This window comes from Pseudomonas sp. RSB 5.4 (genome assembly GCF_037126175.1).
GTDB lineage: Bacteria > Pseudomonadota > Gammaproteobacteria > Pseudomonadales > Pseudomonadaceae > Aquipseudomonas > Aquipseudomonas fluorescens_H.
This window is the reverse complement of record NZ_CP146986.1, coordinates 5,130,140-5,145,366: the sequence shown is the minus strand read 5'-3', so window position 1 is coordinate 5,145,366 and position 15,227 is coordinate 5,130,140. Positions and strand designations below refer to the sequence as shown.

At 60.7% G+C, this 15,227-nt stretch carries 13 protein-coding genes; 6 read left to right on the top strand and 7 right to left on the bottom strand.

The genetic code is table 11. The features are described from left to right. Positions 1-49: 49 nt before the first annotated feature. The 4 genes from V9L13_RS23225 to V9L13_RS23210 all read left to right on the top strand — a co-directional run bounded on the left by V9L13_RS23225 (position 50) and on the right by V9L13_RS23210 (position 3,571). Positions 50-382: a multidrug efflux SMR transporter gene (locus V9L13_RS23225; RefSeq protein ID WP_003221050.1), complete on the top strand. Its 333-nt coding sequence runs from the start codon at positions 50-52 to the stop codon at positions 380-382. 204 nt (positions 383-586) lie between these two features. After that, on the top strand, positions 587-1,762 hold the full coding sequence (locus tag V9L13_RS23220) for an FAD-dependent oxidoreductase (RefSeq protein ID WP_338800640.1): 1,176 nt from the start codon (positions 587-589) through the stop codon (positions 1,760-1,762). Further along, positions 1,759-2,571, top strand: a complete 813-nt coding sequence (locus tag V9L13_RS23215; RefSeq protein ID WP_338800639.1) for an aldo/keto reductase — start codon at positions 1,759-1,761, stop codon at positions 2,569-2,571. Before V9L13_RS23220 ends, V9L13_RS23215 begins: the two co-directional genes overlap by 4 nt. A gap of 31 nt (positions 2,572-2,602) precedes the next feature. Continuing rightward, positions 2,603-3,571 carry a hypothetical protein gene (locus V9L13_RS23210; protein ID WP_003221044.1) on the top strand — a complete coding sequence of 323 codons (969 nt, stop codon included), beginning with the start codon at positions 2,603-2,605 and terminating at the stop codon, positions 3,569-3,571. A 90-nt stretch (positions 3,572-3,661) separates the two neighbouring features. On the opposite strand, the gene hldE is transcribed toward V9L13_RS23210, so the two are convergent. From hldE to msbA, 4 genes are all read right to left on the bottom strand, one after another. Then, positions 3,662-5,083 (bottom strand): bifunctional D-glycero-beta-D-manno-heptose-7-phosphate kinase/D-glycero-beta-D-manno-heptose 1-phosphate adenylyltransferase HldE, encoded by a 1,422-nt coding sequence (gene hldE / locus V9L13_RS23205; RefSeq protein ID WP_103368225.1) that lies wholly within the window; start codon positions 5,081-5,083, stop codon positions 3,662-3,664. Between the two features lie 93 nt (positions 5,084-5,176). Further along, positions 5,177-5,797, bottom strand: a complete 621-nt coding sequence (cysC, locus tag V9L13_RS23200; RefSeq protein ID WP_003221040.1) for an adenylyl-sulfate kinase — start codon at positions 5,795-5,797, stop codon at positions 5,177-5,179. Further along, entirely contained in the window at positions 5,790-6,494 is a 705-nt protein-coding gene (locus tag V9L13_RS23195) for a sulfotransferase family 2 domain-containing protein (protein ID WP_003221039.1), read from the bottom strand. Before V9L13_RS23195 ends, cysC begins: the two co-directional genes overlap by 8 nt. Before the next feature lie 167 nt (positions 6,495-6,661). Next, positions 6,662-8,464, bottom strand: coding sequence for a lipid A export permease/ATP-binding protein MsbA (gene msbA, locus V9L13_RS23190; protein ID WP_003221037.1), 1,803 nt, complete (start codon positions 8,462-8,464; stop codon positions 6,662-6,664). A 154-nt stretch (positions 8,465-8,618) separates the two neighbouring features. Here msbA and V9L13_RS23185 point away from each other — a divergent pair, with 154 nt between their 5' ends. Next, positions 8,619-10,481 (top strand): O-antigen ligase family protein, encoded by a 1,863-nt coding sequence (locus V9L13_RS23185; RefSeq protein ID WP_338800638.1) that lies wholly within the window; start codon positions 8,619-8,621, stop codon positions 10,479-10,481. Continuing rightward, entirely contained in the window at positions 10,481-11,698 is a 1,218-nt protein-coding gene (locus tag V9L13_RS23180; protein ID WP_338800637.1) for an acyltransferase, read from the top strand. Before V9L13_RS23185 ends, V9L13_RS23180 begins: the two co-directional genes overlap by 1 nt. An 18-nt stretch (positions 11,699-11,716) precedes the next feature. Here the strand turns inward: V9L13_RS23180 and V9L13_RS23175 are convergent, their stop codons facing one another. Genes V9L13_RS23175 through V9L13_RS23165 form a run of 3 tightly spaced genes read right to left on the bottom strand, consistent with a single transcriptional unit; the run spans position 11,717 to position 15,221 of the window. After that, on the bottom strand, positions 11,717-12,601 hold the full coding sequence (locus V9L13_RS23175; RefSeq protein ID WP_338802897.1) for a glycosyltransferase: 885 nt from the start codon (positions 12,599-12,601) through the stop codon (positions 11,717-11,719). A gap of 32 nt (positions 12,602-12,633) precedes the next feature. After that, positions 12,634-13,788 (bottom strand): glycosyltransferase family 4 protein, encoded by a 1,155-nt coding sequence (locus V9L13_RS23170; protein ID WP_139053520.1) that lies wholly within the window; start codon positions 13,786-13,788, stop codon positions 12,634-12,636. Further along, on the bottom strand, positions 13,785-15,221 hold the full coding sequence (locus tag V9L13_RS23165; protein ID WP_338800636.1) for a PIG-L family deacetylase: 1,437 nt from the start codon (positions 15,219-15,221) through the stop codon (positions 13,785-13,787). Before V9L13_RS23165 ends, V9L13_RS23170 begins: the two co-directional genes overlap by 4 nt. Positions 15,222-15,227: the final 6 nt, after the last annotated feature.

The window sequence follows — 15,227 nt, the reverse complement described above, 5'->3', positions numbered from 1 at the left end:
CGACTAGAATGCCGCCTCAGCAAGCAACGTTTTACATGAGGATCTACACATGAACGCCTACGCCTTCCTGGCTATCGCCATCTGCGCCGAAGTGATCGCCACCGTTTCGATGAAAGCGGTCAAAGGCTTGAGCACCCCGCTGCCGCTGATCCTGGTCATCGTCGGCTACGGGATCGCTTTCTGGATGCTGACGCTGGTGGTGCGCACTGTGCCAGTGGGTGTTGCCTACGCCGTGTGGGCCGGTATGGGCATCGTGATGGTCAGCGTCGCGGCGCTGTTCATTTATGGGCAGAAGCTGGATGTGCCGGCGATGCTCGGAATGGCGTTGATCGTGCTCGGCGTGGTGGTCATCCAACTGTTCTCGAAAACTGCCGGTCACTGATTTGCAGTAACGCAAATCCCTGTGGGAGCGGGCTTGCTCGCGAATGCGCTGTATCAGACAACATTTCTGCTAACTGACACAGCGCATTCGCGAGCAAGCCCGCTCCCACATTTGGTTTTGCATCTGCCCTGTTGATCATCGACAAATCCCCCGCTTTCCCGAGTCTGTATACTGCGCCCTCGTCTTGAACACTGAGGTCGCTGCATGCCATCCGTTATTTCCACCGACGTTCTGATTGTCGGCGCTGGTGTCGCCGGCCTCTGGCTGAATGCGCGTCTGCGCCGCCAGGGTTTTTCGACCGTGCTGGTGGAAAGCGCCAGCCTCGGCGGCGGGCAGAGTGTGAAGTCCCAGGGCATCATCCACGGCGGCGCCAAGTATGCGTTGCACGGTGCGCTGACCGGTGCCTCGGAAGCCATCGCCGACATGCCGCGCCGCTGGCGTGAAGCGCTGGCCGGCAATGGCGAGCTGGATCTGTCCGGCGTGCGCCTGCTGTCCGAAGCGCATTACCTGTGGTCGCCCGGCACACTCGCCGGCAACCTCACCAGTTTCTTCGCCAGCAAGGCCGTGCGTGGCCGGGTCGATCAGGTCAAGGGCGATCAACTGCCGCCGGCCCTGCAAGACAAGCGCTTCAAGGGCAAGGTCTATCGCCTCGCGGAACTGGTAGTCGACGTGCCAAGCCTGATTCAGCGCCTGGCCGATCTGGCCGGTGACGGTCTGCTCGCCGGACAAACCATCGAGCCGCTGCTGGAAGCGGGTGTACTGGTCGGCCTGAAGGTTGACGGCCGCGAGATTCGCGCCCAGCGCATCGTCCTCAGTGCCGGTGCCGGTACCGCCCGATTGCTGGAAGACCTGGGCCTGACCCAACCGGCGATGCAACGCCGGCCGCTGCATATGATCATCGCCAAGGGCCCGAGCCTGAAGCCGCTGTACGCCCATTGTCTGGGCGGTGGCACCAAGCCGCGCATCACCGTCACCACTCACCCGGCTGCTGATGGCAACTGGGTCTGGTACCTGGGCGGCGACATTGCCGAAAGCGATGGCGTGGCCCGCGAGCCGGCCGAGCAAATCGCCACCGCGCAGAAAGAACTCGGCCAGTTGCTGCCATGGATCGACCTGAGCCAGGTGCAATGGGCGACCTTGCGCGTGGATCGCGCCGAGCCGCTGCAAACTGGCTTGAGCCGTCCGGACAACGCCTTCCTCGCCGAGCAGGGTCGCCTGCTGGTGGGCTGGCCGACCAAACTGGCACTGGCGCCAGACTTCGCCGACCGCGTTATTGCCTCGCTGCAGCGCGACGGCATCCAGCCGCAACCGACCGAGCCGTTGCCGGCATTGCCAAAACCACCGATGGGCGTACCGGCCTGGGAGCAATTGTTGCCATGAGCATCGCGACCCTGCACGAGCTGCATCGTCCACTGGGCAGCACCGGTCTGATGGTTTCACCGCTGGGCCTGGGCACGGTCAAACTCGGCCGCGACCAAGGGGTGAAATACCCCAACGGCTTCCAGATCCCCGACGATGACGCGGCACGCATGCTGCTCAATCAGGCCAAAGGGCTGGGCATCAACCTGATCGACACCGCCCCGGCCTACGGTCGCAGCGAAGAACGCCTCGGCCCGTTGTTGCGCGGCCAGCGGCAGGATTGGGTAATCGTCAGCAAGGTCGGTGAAGAGTTTGCCGACGGCCTGTCGCGCCATGACTTCAGTGCGGCGCATACGCGGATGTCGGTCGAGCGCAGCCTGCAACGTCTTGAAACCGATTTTATCGACCTGGTGCTGGTGCACTCCGACGGCAACGACCTGGCGATCCTTGAGCACGAAGAGGTCTACGCCACCCTCGCCGCACTCAAGGCCGAGGGCAAGATTCGCGGCTTCGGCTTCTCCGGCAAAACGGTCGAGGGCGGACTCAAGGCACTGGAGCAAGGGGACTGCGCGATGGTCACCTACAATCTGAACGAACAGAACGAGAAGGCAGTCATTGACTATGCTGCTGCCCACGGCAAAGCCATTCTGGTGAAAAAAGCCCTGGCCAGCGGCCATGTGTGCCTGAGTCCGGGCGTGGATCCGGTGCGCGCCAGCTTCGAGTTGTTGTTCCAACAGCCCGGCGTGGCCAGTGCTATTGTCGGCACGATCAATCCGCTGCACCTCGCCCACAACGTTGCGACCGTTGCCCAGGTCCTTCGTGGTCACTGACGCCGCCCCGCGGCCTTAAGCAGGAGCCGACATGCCGCGCACGCTCATCAGAAAGAACCCGAGCAACTTCAAGACACTGCCGCTGTTCGTCGAGGCCACGCCCGAAGGCCTGACGTATCAGAGCGTCGGCATGCCGCTGAATTTCGCCCAGACCCTGCAACGGCGCAAACCGGTGAGCGTGGCGGATGCCGAGCGCTTCGCGGTGGAGCTGGCCAATCTCGGGGTCTCGGTGCGCCTGACCCTGCATTGGCAGAATCGCGATTACTGGGTGCTGGTGCGCCAGCGTCGGCAGGATCGTGGCGATGTGGTGCTCAAGCTGATTTCCGGTTACGTGCCTGCTCAAGAACTGAACATCCCGTTGCACACGGCGATTCAGGAAATCGCCGAAGAGTGTCTGCTGGAAACCCCGGAAGGCTGGCTCGGCGGACGCTTCAACGACACCTGGCTACCCGCGCCCTACTCCTCCGCCCTGCATTACCGCGAGGCCCTGCCGTTTCGCCTGACGCCGCAATCCGGTTCGGCGCGGCCGGTGCGCTGCGCCAATCTGCAATTGCTCGAACGGCCACGGGCCTACGTGCATCTGCCGACCGCATCGCTGCAACTGATCTATGACTTGCGCCTGGAGGTGCCCAAGGAAGTCAAATCCTTGAGCCTGTTTCACGTCGATGAGCGACTGGAAGGCGATCAGCTTGTCGCGCGACTGGACCGCAAGCGCCCCGATCTGTACCTGATGCCGTTGCAGGACGGCGAACCGCTGGCCGAGCTGTATACCTTGAAGAAAGGTCAGTTGTCTCCGGCAGGCACACGCGGTCTGTATCTGGCCGAAAGCTTTGCCAGACAGGATGGCTGGCTGGTGCGTGACGAGCGGATTCGCTGGAAGGACTGGTTACGCCAACAAGGCCTGACCCCGCCGGAGAAACCCACGGGACTGGCGCGGTTGCGCGGCAAGGCCAGGCAATTGCTGAAGAAGATCGTACCGCGCAAGAAAGTCAGTTCCTGAAAAGCAAAAGATCGCCGCCTGCGGCAGCTCCTACAGGGAAACGCATTCCAATGTAGCAGCTGTCGCAGGCGGCGATCTTTTTAGCTTGAATCAGTTACCGCGGATTTTTTCCACGATCGCGGTGGTCGAGCTGTTTTCCACTAGACCCAGCACTTTCACCGTACCGCCGTAAGCCTTGACGATATCGGCGCCGACCACCTGGTCGATACCGTAATCACCGCCCTTGACCAGCACATCCGGCTTGACCTCGCGCAACAGGTTTTCCGGGGTGCCTTCCGGGAAGCTGATCACCCAGTCCACCGCACCGAGGCCGGCGAGTACCGCCATGCGCCGGTCGACACTGTTGATCGGGCGTCCCGGCCCTTTCAGGCGGCTGACCGAGGCGTCATCGTTGATCGCCACGATCAGACGGTCGCCCTGAGCGCGCGCCTGTTCGAGGTAGGTCACGTGACCGGCATGCAGAATGTCGAAGCAGCCGTTGGTGAAGACGATGCGCTCGTTATGCGCACGGGCATCGGCCACTGCCAGCACCAGTTGCTCCAGCCCCAGAACACCACGCTCCGAACCTTCTTCACGCTGAATCGCGCGGCGCAGTTCCGGGGCGCTGATCGCTGCAGTACCGAGCTTGCCGACCACGATGCCGGCCGCCAGGTTGGCCAGCGCCACCGCGTGCGGCAGTTCTTCACCGGCAGCAATCGCCGCCGCCAGGGTCGAAATCACTGTGTCGCCAGCACCGGTCACGTCGAACACTTCACGGGCGCGGGCCGGCAAGTGCAGCGCCGGATGCTCCGGGCGCAGCAGGGTCATGCCGTGTTCACCGCGAGTGACCAGCAGCGCGCCGAGTTCGAGATCGTGCATCAGGGCTGCGCCCTTGCTCACCAGCTCGTGCTCATCGGCGCACCCGCCAACGATGGCTTCGAATTCGCTGAGGTTCGGCGTGATCAGACTGGCGCCACGGTAGATCGAAAAATCCTTGCCCTTGGGATCGGCCAGCACCGGAATGCCTTTGGCACGTGCCGCCTGAATCAAGGCTTGATGATTCTTCAGCGCGCCTTTGCCGTAGTCCGACAGCACCAGCACCTTGATGCCTTCGAGCAGATCATCGACCTGCGAGGCCAAGGCCAGCGCATCGGTGGCAAACGGTTCTTCGAAGTCGATACGCAGCAATTGCTGGTGCCGGCTCATGACCCGCAGCTTGACGATGGTCGGCTGATGCGCAATACGCTGGAACAGGGCACGCACGCCCGCGCCCTTGAGACTGTTGCTCAGGCTGTCGGCGGCTTCGTCGTCACCGGTCACACCGACCAGCGACGCCGGCGCGCCCAGCGCGGCAATGTTCAAGGCAACGTTGGCAGCACCGCCCGGGCGGTCTTCGATTTGCTCGACTTTTACAACCGGAACCGGTGCCTCAGGGGAAATCCGTGAGGTTCCACCATGCCAGTAACGGTCGAGCATGACATCGCCGACCACCAAGACTGGGGCTTGATCGAATCGCGGCATGGACAACTTCATGGAGCAACCCACATACAAAATGAACAGGGGCGCGATATTAACACAGGGTTGGCGCAGGCTTGAGTGCAGCCTGCAACAGGATGAAACAGCTATTTAATTTGCTTGTTTTTTGACCACAAGAGCAGCCAATTGCCGGCAGGCGGCGGATAACTCGATATCTTCGGTGTCGATTCGACACTCGGCGGCATCAGGGGCTTCGTAAGGACTGTCGATCCCCGTGAAGTTCGAGATTCGCCCCTCGCGCGCGGCCCGGTACAGGCCCTTCGGGTCGCGACGGGCACAGACGTCGAACGAAGTACTGACATGCACCTCGATAAAGTCCCCCTCGGCGAACAGCGCACGTGCTGCTTCTCGCTCCGCGCGAAACGGCGAGATCGCCGCCACGATCACGACCAACCCGGCGTCGACCATCAAGCGCGCCACTTCTGCCATGCGGCGGATATTTTCCCGACGGCACGCATCCCCCATCCCCAGATCCCGACACAAGCCGTTGCGCACGTTATCGCCGTCAAGCAAAAAGGTATGCAGCCCGAGCGGGTGCAGGGACAACTCCAGCGCATTGGCCAGCGTAGATTTTCCCGCACCGGACAAACCGGTCAGCCACAGGCAAAGGGGCCTTTGGCCCTTGAGCATGGCGCGAGCCTGGTTGGAGAGCGCCAGGCCATAGGGGCTGATGGCCGAAGCCGATAGCGATGCATGCAATGCTTCATTCATAACCGAGCAACTCATAATCACGCTGATAAGCCCGTCGAACCAGTCGCCGGGTCCGTAGAGAACAGAAGTCCCGGGCAGGCGTCGACTGACGCTGCCGGGAACAGTTGACGCGGGACAGTTGCCCGCCAATCCCCAATCGCTCGCAGACCAGTTGAAAGTCCCGCTCCAGGTGCTCCTGATAACCGACGAAATCCAGTGCCAGACGGCCCAGCGAATCAGTCAGGAAGTCCGTCTGTGCGGCGAAGTGCAATTGTCGGGTGATTGTTTCGGGATGTAGCCAGCGTGCAACAAAATCATCGAAATCCCGGTACTGCCTGACCAGTTGCTGTGCCTGCTGATCACGCCTGCCCAACTCGTTCCCGCGCAAAAAAGCGTAGGCCGAATAGGCGCGCTCCAGCGGGTCTCGAACAAACGCGAATTTGAACGCAGCGGCAAACTGCTCGGGGAATTGCTCTTCGTACCAATACAACGGCAGGTGTCCTGGCCGCCAGCCATCGAACATGGCTTCGCACACGCTGCTGCCAGCACATTTGGGGACATGGATAAACAGGCAGGAACGTTGCTCGAAAGCCTTTGGAAAGGTCAGATTGGCCGACATCGACTTGTTTACCGCTTGCCGATCGACCACCGACAGACGCGCGAGCAGAAAGGACCGTTGCGACTTGGGCAGCAGTTTCCACAAAAAGCGTTGGAGCATGAAAGTACCCGCGCGACGGGGATAGCCCCCTCGATGGAAGTCAAAGTTCGTTGAGGAACCTTAACAAGCGCGGTGCCCGGATTTATTCCGGTTTGGTCAAGAAGAGTAAAGTTCTGGATACATATGACTGAGGGAGCGAATCCGCCCCCTCAGGGCAAGGCCTGGAATCAGGCGATGTCTTCGGCCGGGGCATCGAGGCCCATGGCGTTGAGGCGCGCGTAGTAGCCGTTTTGCGCCAACAACTGCTCATGGGTGCCGCGCTCGACGATGCGGCCCTGATCCATGACCAGAATCAGGTCGGCCTTCTCGATGGTCGACAGACGGTGGGCAATCACCAGTGTGGTACGACCCTTCATGACCTGATCCAGCGCAGCCTGAATGTGCCGTTCGGATTCGGTGTCGAGCGCCGAGGTGGCCTCGTCGAGAATCAGCACCGGTGCGTTCTTGAGCAGCGCACGGGCAATCGCCAGACGCTGACGCTGACCGCCGGAGAGCAGCACGCCGTTCTCGCCGACCTGGGTGTCGAGGCCTTCAGGCAACTGCGAGATGAAGTCCATCGCGTAGGCATCACGCGCAGCCTTCTCGATGTCCTCACGCGGCGCACCGGCCAGATCGCCATAGGCAATGTTGTTGGCCACGGTGTCGCTGAACAGGGTCACGTGCTGGGTCACCTGAGCGATATGCCGCCGCAGATTGAGCAACTTGTACTGCTCGATTTCTACACCATCGATCAGGATTTCGCCCTTGTCGTGGTGATAGAAACGTGGAATCAGGTTGGCCAGCGTCGACTTGCCGCTGCCCGAACGACCGACCAGCGCCACCATCTGCCCTGGCTGGACCGAGAAGCTGATGTCGTCGAGCACCTGACGTTCGGTGCCAGGATAGGTGAAGCTCAGATTGCGCACATCCAGGCGACCAGTGACCGAGTCGCGCTCGACGGTACCGGTATCGACTTCCGGCTCGACATCCAGTTGCTCGAAGATGCTCTCGGCACCGGCCACGCCTTTCTGGATGGTCGAGCTGACTTCGGACAATTGACGAATCGGCTTGGGCAACAGGCCTGCGAGGGTGATGTAGGCAACCATGTCACCGGCCGAAGCATCGCCGCGCAGATACAGCACGAGGAACATCAACACGGCCATCGCGGTGTAGATCACCAGTTGCAGCATCGGCGTGTAGATGGCACCGGTGCGGGTCATGCGCAGTTGCTTGTCGGTGTTGCTCTGGCTGGCCTTGAGGAAGCGTTTTTCCTCGTAGACTTCGCCGCCGAAGCTGCGGACCACACGATAACCCTGGATGGTTTCCGAGGCCACGTGCGTGACGTCACCCATCGCCAGCTGGATTTTCTTGCTCTGCTTGCGGAATTTCTTGCTCGCAGTGCGCACCATCACGGCGATCAGCGGCAGGATCGCCACCATCACCAGGGTCAGTTTCCAGTTCATGAACAGCAGCGAGGCAAACAGGAAGATCACCGTCATGCCTTCACGGATTACGACCTTGATCGCATCTGTTGCCGCCCCCGTGACCATGGTCACGTTGAAGGTAATGCGCGAAATCAGGTGGCCGGAGTTATGCTTGTCGAAATAGCGGTTCGGCAGCACCAGCAGATTGTTGAACAACTGCACGCGCAGATCGTGAACCAGGCCAAGAGAAACCTTGGCCAGAAAATAGTTGCCCAGATAAGATCCCAGACCCTGCCACGCCGCGATCAGAATGATCAGCAGCGGCACGGCCTGCAGCAGTTGCAGGTCACGCAGGTAAGGCACGCTTGGAAACAGTACCGCTTCAGGATTGGACAGACCGTCAACGAAATACTTGAGGATGTAGCCGAGCATCGGCTGGGTCGAAGCGAAAATCAGAAAACCGACGATGCTGATCAGAAACAGACTGATGTACGGCCGGACGTAGCCGAGCAGGCGGAAGTAGATTTTCAAGCTCGAGGGGCTTGCGGCGGGACTGGAGTCGGTCATATCACGCGAAAGTCGATAAAAAGGACGCTGACTTTAGCACAGCTTCTTCAGGGTTCTGGCAATCGGCGAAAGGCTGTTATTGTTAGGCATCTTTTTCCGCATCAAATAGCCATCACTCGAATGGTCGATCAACCTCAGGAATGAATCTCACAGCATGCAACTTCGCGGCTTCAGCAGTACATCCAATCGGATTTTCGATTTCATTAGCCTGTGGATGCTTCCCACCGGTTATTTCCTGCTCCTGTGCGCGCTGTTCTTCTTGCCAGGTCGAAGCCTTCATCACAAGTTGTTCTACGGCCTGTTCAGCATTCCGACACTGATCGCGCTATGCCTGCGCCCGCGCGAACTCAAGGAGCTGCTGCGCGAGCCGATCTTCATTGCCGTCCTGCTGTTTGCTGCGTGGGCCTTGCTCAGCCTCGCGTGGGGGCCCGGTGGCGAGCCTTTCGGCGGAATGCTCAAGCCACCGCTGCACACCCTGCTGCTGTTTGCCGGCTGTTACCTGCTGGTGCGCTATCGCAGCGATATCCTGCAACCCCTGCTGTTCGGCGCGGCGCTGGTCGCGCTGATTGCCACGACCATTTTCCTGTTCATGTTCGCCCGGGTTTATGAACCAGGCATGCGCCTGATCGGTGGTGGTGCCTTCGACAATCCGTTGCTCAGCTCGCACCTGTTCGGCTTCTTCAGTGCCTATTGGCTGAGCGTGACCATGACCTGCAAGCGCCGCCAGATGATGTGGCTCAGCGTGCCGGCGATGGCAATCATGTTCATGGCCGTGATCGGTACGGGTTCCCGGACACCGTTGGTGGCACTGACCATGGCGGCGCTGTGGCTGTGCTTCATCTGCTGGAACAGGCGCTCGGTGGGGTTACTGGTCGCGCTGGTCCTGAGCGGCGTAGCAGTCATTACGCAGTTTTCGCAGATGATCACCGAACGTGGCGACTCCTATCGCCTGGAAATCTGGCAGAAGGTACTGCACATGATTGCCGATCATCCATGGATCGGTCATGGCTACAGCGCCAGCCTTGCCGTAGACCCCGGTAACGGTGTCAGTTTTCAGGAGCCGCACAGTTTTGCCCTGGGTGTGCTGTATTACGTCGGCATCATCGGCTTGCTGCCCTGGTTGTTCTTCCTGCTGTGGGGCCTGCTGAGTAGTTGGCGCCAGCGCGTGCAGCCACTGCTGATCATTGCCTCGACCTGGCTGGTATTCGGTATCGGCGCCGGGCTGACCGAAGGCGGCGGAATAATCTCGCGGCCCAAGGAGCACTGGTTCCTGTTGTGGATCCCGCTGGCACTGATCGCAGCGTTGAGCATCAATCAACGCGCGCGGCGCCTGTTGATCCAGCCGGTGCAAAAGCTTGCGACCGCTGATCTGGAGCACATGAGCAGCACGGCCCGGATCATTGAAGAAGATGGCCTCGGCCCGAAAGTCCTGCGCCTGACCGACGGCAGTTTCCTCAAGCTGTTCCGCCGTCGCCGCTGGTACACCTCCGGCAGCTTCAATCCCTACTCCGAACGTTTCGCGGTCAACAGCGAACAACTGCGCCAGGTGGGCATTCCGACCCCGCAAATATTGAATCTGTACCGACTCGACGATGGCAGCAGTGCCGTGCATTACGCGCCGCTACCGGGGCACACGCTGCGTCAGGTGCTGCAAAGCATTACGGCTCCGGCGGTGCGCCAGGCGCTGGTGGAGCGTTTCGGCAAATTCATGGCGCAATTGCACGAAAAAGGCGTGTATTTCCGCTCTCTGCATCTGGGTAACGTACTGGTGCTGGAAGATGGCGAGTTCGGCTTGATCGACCTGGCCGACCTGCGCATCTACCCTACCCCGCTCAGTCTTTCGATGCGTCAACGCAATTTGCGTCATATGCAACGTTACACTGTCGACAAACGCTGGCTGTTCGAGGATCACCTCGATGCGTTGCTCCAGGGGTACGCCATGACGGCGTCTAAATCCGCGGTTGAAAATCTGCACAGGCAAGTGCTGGCCGGCAACACCCCGGCCCGGGTTCAGTGATGGTCGAAACCAATCCTCTATTTGCACTGGCCGCCTATCTGCTGGCCATCATTACTTCCGCCCTGCTGTTGCGCGCGGTGCCGAAAATCGCTCGGCACCTGCAGCATTCCGGTGAAAGTCGATATGCCAGCATCGACGGCCTGCGTGGCTATCTGGCGTTTGGTGTGTTCGTGCACCACTCGATCATCACCTGGATTTTCCTGCGCACCGGGGTCATCGATTTCCCCCCGAGCAACTTCTATTCGATGCTCGGGCAGGGCAGCGTGGCGCTGTTCTTCATGATCACCGGGTTTCTGTTCTGGAGCCGCTTGCTCGCGCAAGGCCGCAACCACGACTGGCTGGCGTTCGGCGTGTCACGGGTTTTCCGCCTGTATCCGCTGTACCTGCCGTTGATGGTGCTGGTGTTCGTCTCGATCTTCCACTTGCAGGACTGGCAACTGAGAGAACCCGGTCTGGAACTGTTCAAACAGATCCTCGCCTGGCTGACGTTCGACCGCCCGGACATCAACCAGTACCGTCACTCCGGCATGCTGATATCCAACGTCACCTGGACGCTGGCCTATGAGGTGTTTTTCTACATGGCGCTGCCATTGGCCGGGCTGGTGTTCATCTACCGCGGCAGCTGGTTGCAGGTGGTGCTGTGCCTGATCGGCATCTACACGCTGTACCAGGTCATCGGCTGGGAACATTCGCTGAAGAAACACTTTCTGGCGAGCTTCCTCGGTGGCATCGCCGCCGCCTACTGGATTCGCCGACCGGCGCTCGTGGCATGGAGCCAGTCACGCCTGGCAAGCATCATCGCCGTGCTCGCGCTGGTCATTGCGTTCACCGCGTTCAGTCGGGCGTTCAAGACTGCCCCGCTGTTTCTGCTGGGACTGTTTTTCGTGATCGTGGCGTCCGGCAATGATCTGTTTGGCGCGCTGAAACCACGCAGCATTCGCTGGCTCGGCGAGATCAGCTACAGCACCTATCTGTTGCACGGGTTCGTCCTGTGGCTGATGGTGCAAAGGCTGCCGCTGTTGCTGAATATCGATGCGCGGGAAACGGCGGTCTACCTGCCCTTGGTGGCCGTCTGCACGTGCTTGCTGATTCTGATCGCCAGCGTGACGTTCCTTTATATCGAGCAGCCGGGCATGGCTGCCGGCAAGAAGGTTGTGCATTGGCTGCGCCAGCGTCAGAAGGGCGAAAAGCGCCTGCCGGAGAAGGTCGCTCGCTGAGCGCGAGCGACTGTCGGCTCAGTCCTTTTCCAGCGGGGAAAAGAGCAAACGCCCCAGTCCGCGCCAAGTCTTCTTGTTCCAGGCCTTGAACGGGATCTGCGCCAGCAGCTCCCTTGCCAGCTTGCGATTGCGGTTGGCGGTCTTGAGGAACATCGAGTTCAGCGACTTGTAGCGCACTTCGTCGTACAGCGGATGATCACTGAACAACGCGTACGTGCGCAGGATATTCTCGATCATGAAGCGGTGGTTCTTGTACGAGTTGGTGGCGTGCTTGCGGTAGCGCGCCATCACTACGTTCAGGCCGTCGATGAAGTAACCGGCGCGGGTCACCTTCAGCTCGATGTAGAGATCTTCAAGACGAATCGTCGGATCGAACCCGCCCACCTTGTCCAGCGCTTCGCGGCGGATCATCAGGGTCGGTGCCGGTGGATACGGCTTGCGCTCAAGAAACATGTCATCGAAATCGAGACGCCGGAACGGCACGTCGCGGCGCTGACGTTTTTCCGGGTAGAGGCTGCCATCGGCATGCATCAGTTCGATGTTGCCGGCGCAGATGCCGACCTCGGGCTTGCCATCCATGTAGGCGACCTGGGTGGCGATACGTTCCGGGTACATGATGTCGTCGGAGCCGAACGGCACGATCAGGCTGCCCTTCGAACGGGCGATGGCGCCGTTGAGGGTGTTGGTCAGGCCCTGATTCTGCTGCACACGGAAATCGAAGCCGTACTGCGCCTGCAACGCGCTGATGCGCTCGACGCTGTCGTCCTTCGAACCGTCATCGACCACCAATAGCTCGATGTTCTTGTAGCTCTGGTTGAGGACACTGAGGATGCTTTCCTCGATGTACGGACCATGGTTGTACGAGGCGATGATGACGGTGACGAGGGCGTTGGCTTCGCTCAGGGCTTGTTCTGCGCTCACGGCTTTCTCTTCGCTCACGGCTGCTCCTTGCGGGCCTGCTCCAGGCCAGAGTCGATCAGATCCAGGTATTCCTGACGGAACACCTCGATGTCGTGTTGTTCCTGCAGATAACGGTAGGCCTGCTCGCCCTTGGCCTTGAGTTCGTCGTCCGACAGCGCCAGATAGTTATCCAGCGCGGCGACCAGACTCGGCACGTCCTTGGGCGTGATCGCCAAACCACCGGCACCTTCGATCAGCGGCAACATCGCCGGCACGTTCGAGGCAATCACCGGCAGGTGCCCGCTCATGCCTTCAAGCAACGCCAGGCCCAGACCTTCAGCCAGCGACGGCATGGTCCAGATGTCGAACGCACGCACGTATTGCAGAGCGTTTTCCTTGAAACCCAGCAGGTGCGCACGGCCGCTCAGGCCCAGTTGCTCGATCTCGGCCGCCAGCGGCGCTTGCAAGCGTCCGGCACCGATGATTGCCAGTTGAGTGTTCGGGTATTTGTCCTTCAGTGCGGCGAAGGCCTGCAACAGATAGGTGTGACCCTTGACCGACACCAGCCGCCCCAGCGCACCGATCAAACGCACATTCGGGTCGAGGCCCAACAACTCGCGAGCTTTTTCACGGCTGTGCTGCAGGCCTTCGGCCTGCTCGATGTCGATGGCATTGGTAATGGCGTAAGTGTTCTGGTCGGTAAAGCCGCAGTCGCAATCGAGCAGGTACTGTTTGACCGCCGGCGACACACCGACGAAGCGCCAGTGCCGATCGATCAGGCGCTGGGTCTGCCGACGCCGGTAGAAGCGATCGTATTCGCCGAAACCGTGGGAGATGCCAATGCACAGCGGCACCTTCAACCAGCGGTTGAGCGCGAGCATCATGTTCACCGGTTTGAAGCGGTTACAGATCACCACGTCGAACTTTTCCCGGCGACAGAATTTGTACAACTGCCACATCGCCCGCAAGCGCATGCCCTTGAGCGACTTGTCGGAAAACTCGAAGTACACCGAATGGTCGGCCCGGCTTACCGGCTCGCCCGGCCCCGGTTTGCCGCGCAGGAAAGCCGCGGTGATCTCATAGCGCTCGCTCGGCAATGCCTTGACGATCTGCTCGGCGAGGTCGGCAAAGTCATGGGCTTTGACGTTGTAGTCGGGTTGCAGCTGCAACACCTTGAACCGTTGACTCATGACTCTCCCCGCTGGACGCCTGTCTCACCGTGCTTCAGTAGCCAGAACAACTCCTGGCGTCTGACCGCTTTTCGAAAAAATTCGTTTTCGCCGTACACCGACGCGGCCCGCGCGGCGAGCATGCGCTGGATAATCCGGCGCAGGCGACGCTTGAACGGTGCCGGCGGCTGCAGGTCATGCATCATGCCCAGCGCCATGGCCTTGTCGCGTTGCAACTCGATGGACAGCGGCAGGCACAACGGCTGCATCGGCACCGCCGCATCGAAGGCCGGTGGCAAGGTAATGCCCTGCCCGGTGTTGCCCATCGGCCAGCGGTCGTTGTCATGCAAATGGTTGGCGTAGCCGAGCAGCGTCGGCTGCCAGTCGAGACCGTGCAGCGCCTGCAACACCGCTTGCTGGGCGCAGAGGTGATCGGGATGCGGATCGAGGGTCGGATGCGGCAGCACGATCACCTCCGGACGTGCGCGCAGCAGCACTTCACGCAGGTCGGCCAACAGGTTGTTCCAGGTCGGCGCGCCATCGGCATCGCCGGGCAAGGTGAACGGATTCAACTGGCGAAACAGTCGCGTGTCGCTCAAGTCCGCTTCGCGCGAAGCTACCATCTGATTCGGCGCAGCCTGCATCGCTGCCAGTTGCAGGCAGAAATAACCGAGCTGCACGCAGTGTTCCTGCGGTACACCGGCCCAACGCGGTACGGCGAGGCTGTCCCAGGCGCGCAACCGGCCCTTGAGCCGTGCCGCCTCGGCCTTGCTCATGCCCATCTGCTGATAATGTTCGGCTTCGATTTCGCCAGCGGTCAGGGTGACGATCCAGGCTTCGTCGGCCTGGCTGTACAAGCCATAAGCCGCCAGTTCGGCATCGTCGGCGTGCGGGGCAATCACCATCACCCGCTGACGGCGGTAATCCGGCTGCTCCAGCGCCCACAGCACCGGCTCGCCAAAGACCCGGCAAAAGCGCCCGCGCAAGCGCAACTGACCTTGCGCCAAGACTTGCGCCTGACCGCTGAGGTTCAGGTAACGCAGGCCATTGACCCCGCGCTCGAAGGTTTGTGCATCCGGATTCGTGCCGCCGAGGAGTTCGACGCGCGGGTCGAAAAAGCGTCCCAGCCAAGTGCTTTTGATCTTTATCGCGAGGATCAACGTCGCGTCGTCGACCAGCATCACGCCTTCGTCCAGACGCAATTGCTCGCCGCTCAAATGCACCTTCGGCTGCGGTGTGAACGGCGGAAAGCTGTATTGGTAATCGTCTTTCGGCGAGTAGAACAGGTGATCGGCAAACCACGCCTCATGGGCGACCCAGCCAACCACTGCAAGCACCAGCGGCAACCACCATGCCACCAGCACCCCGAGCGCGATCAACACGATCAGGGCGATCAGCAAGGTGATGCGTTTATTGCGACGATGACGCTTGAGCAGTTGCTGTTTACGGCTCATGGGCTG

Bases quoted from the DNA above. Each gene is read 5' to 3' on its own strand.
- V9L13_RS23225 (WP_003221050.1), top strand. From the start codon at position 50: ATGAACGCCTACGCCTTCCTGGCTATCGCCATCTGCGCCGAAGTGATC.
- V9L13_RS23220 (WP_338800640.1), top strand. From the start codon at position 587: ATGCCATCCGTTATTTCCACCGACGTTCTGATTGTCGGCGCTGGTGTC.
- V9L13_RS23215 (WP_338800639.1), top strand. From the start codon at position 1,759: ATGAGCATCGCGACCCTGCACGAGCTGCATCGTCCACTGGGCAGCACC.
- V9L13_RS23210 (WP_003221044.1), top strand. From the start codon at position 2,603: ATGCCGCGCACGCTCATCAGAAAGAACCCGAGCAACTTCAAGACACTG.
- hldE (WP_103368225.1), bottom strand. From the start codon at position 5,083: ATGAAGTTGTCCATGCCGCGATTCGATCAAGCCCCAGTCTTGGTGGTC.
- cysC (WP_003221040.1), bottom strand. From the start codon at position 5,797: ATGAATGAAGCATTGCATGCATCGCTATCGGCTTCGGCCATCAGCCCC.
- V9L13_RS23195 (WP_003221039.1), bottom strand. From the start codon at position 6,494: ATGCTCCAACGCTTTTTGTGGAAACTGCTGCCCAAGTCGCAACGGTCC.
- msbA (WP_003221037.1), bottom strand. From the start codon at position 8,464: ATGACCGACTCCAGTCCCGCCGCAAGCCCCTCGAGCTTGAAAATCTAC.
- V9L13_RS23185 (WP_338800638.1), top strand. From the start codon at position 8,619: ATGCAACTTCGCGGCTTCAGCAGTACATCCAATCGGATTTTCGATTTC.
- V9L13_RS23180 (WP_338800637.1), top strand. From the start codon at position 10,481: ATGGTCGAAACCAATCCTCTATTTGCACTGGCCGCCTATCTGCTGGCC.
- V9L13_RS23170 (WP_139053520.1), bottom strand. From the start codon at position 13,788: ATGAGTCAACGGTTCAAGGTGTTGCAGCTGCAACCCGACTACAACGTC.
- V9L13_RS23165 (WP_338800636.1), bottom strand. From the start codon at position 15,221: ATGAGCCGTAAACAGCAACTGCTCAAGCGTCATCGTCGCAATAAACGC.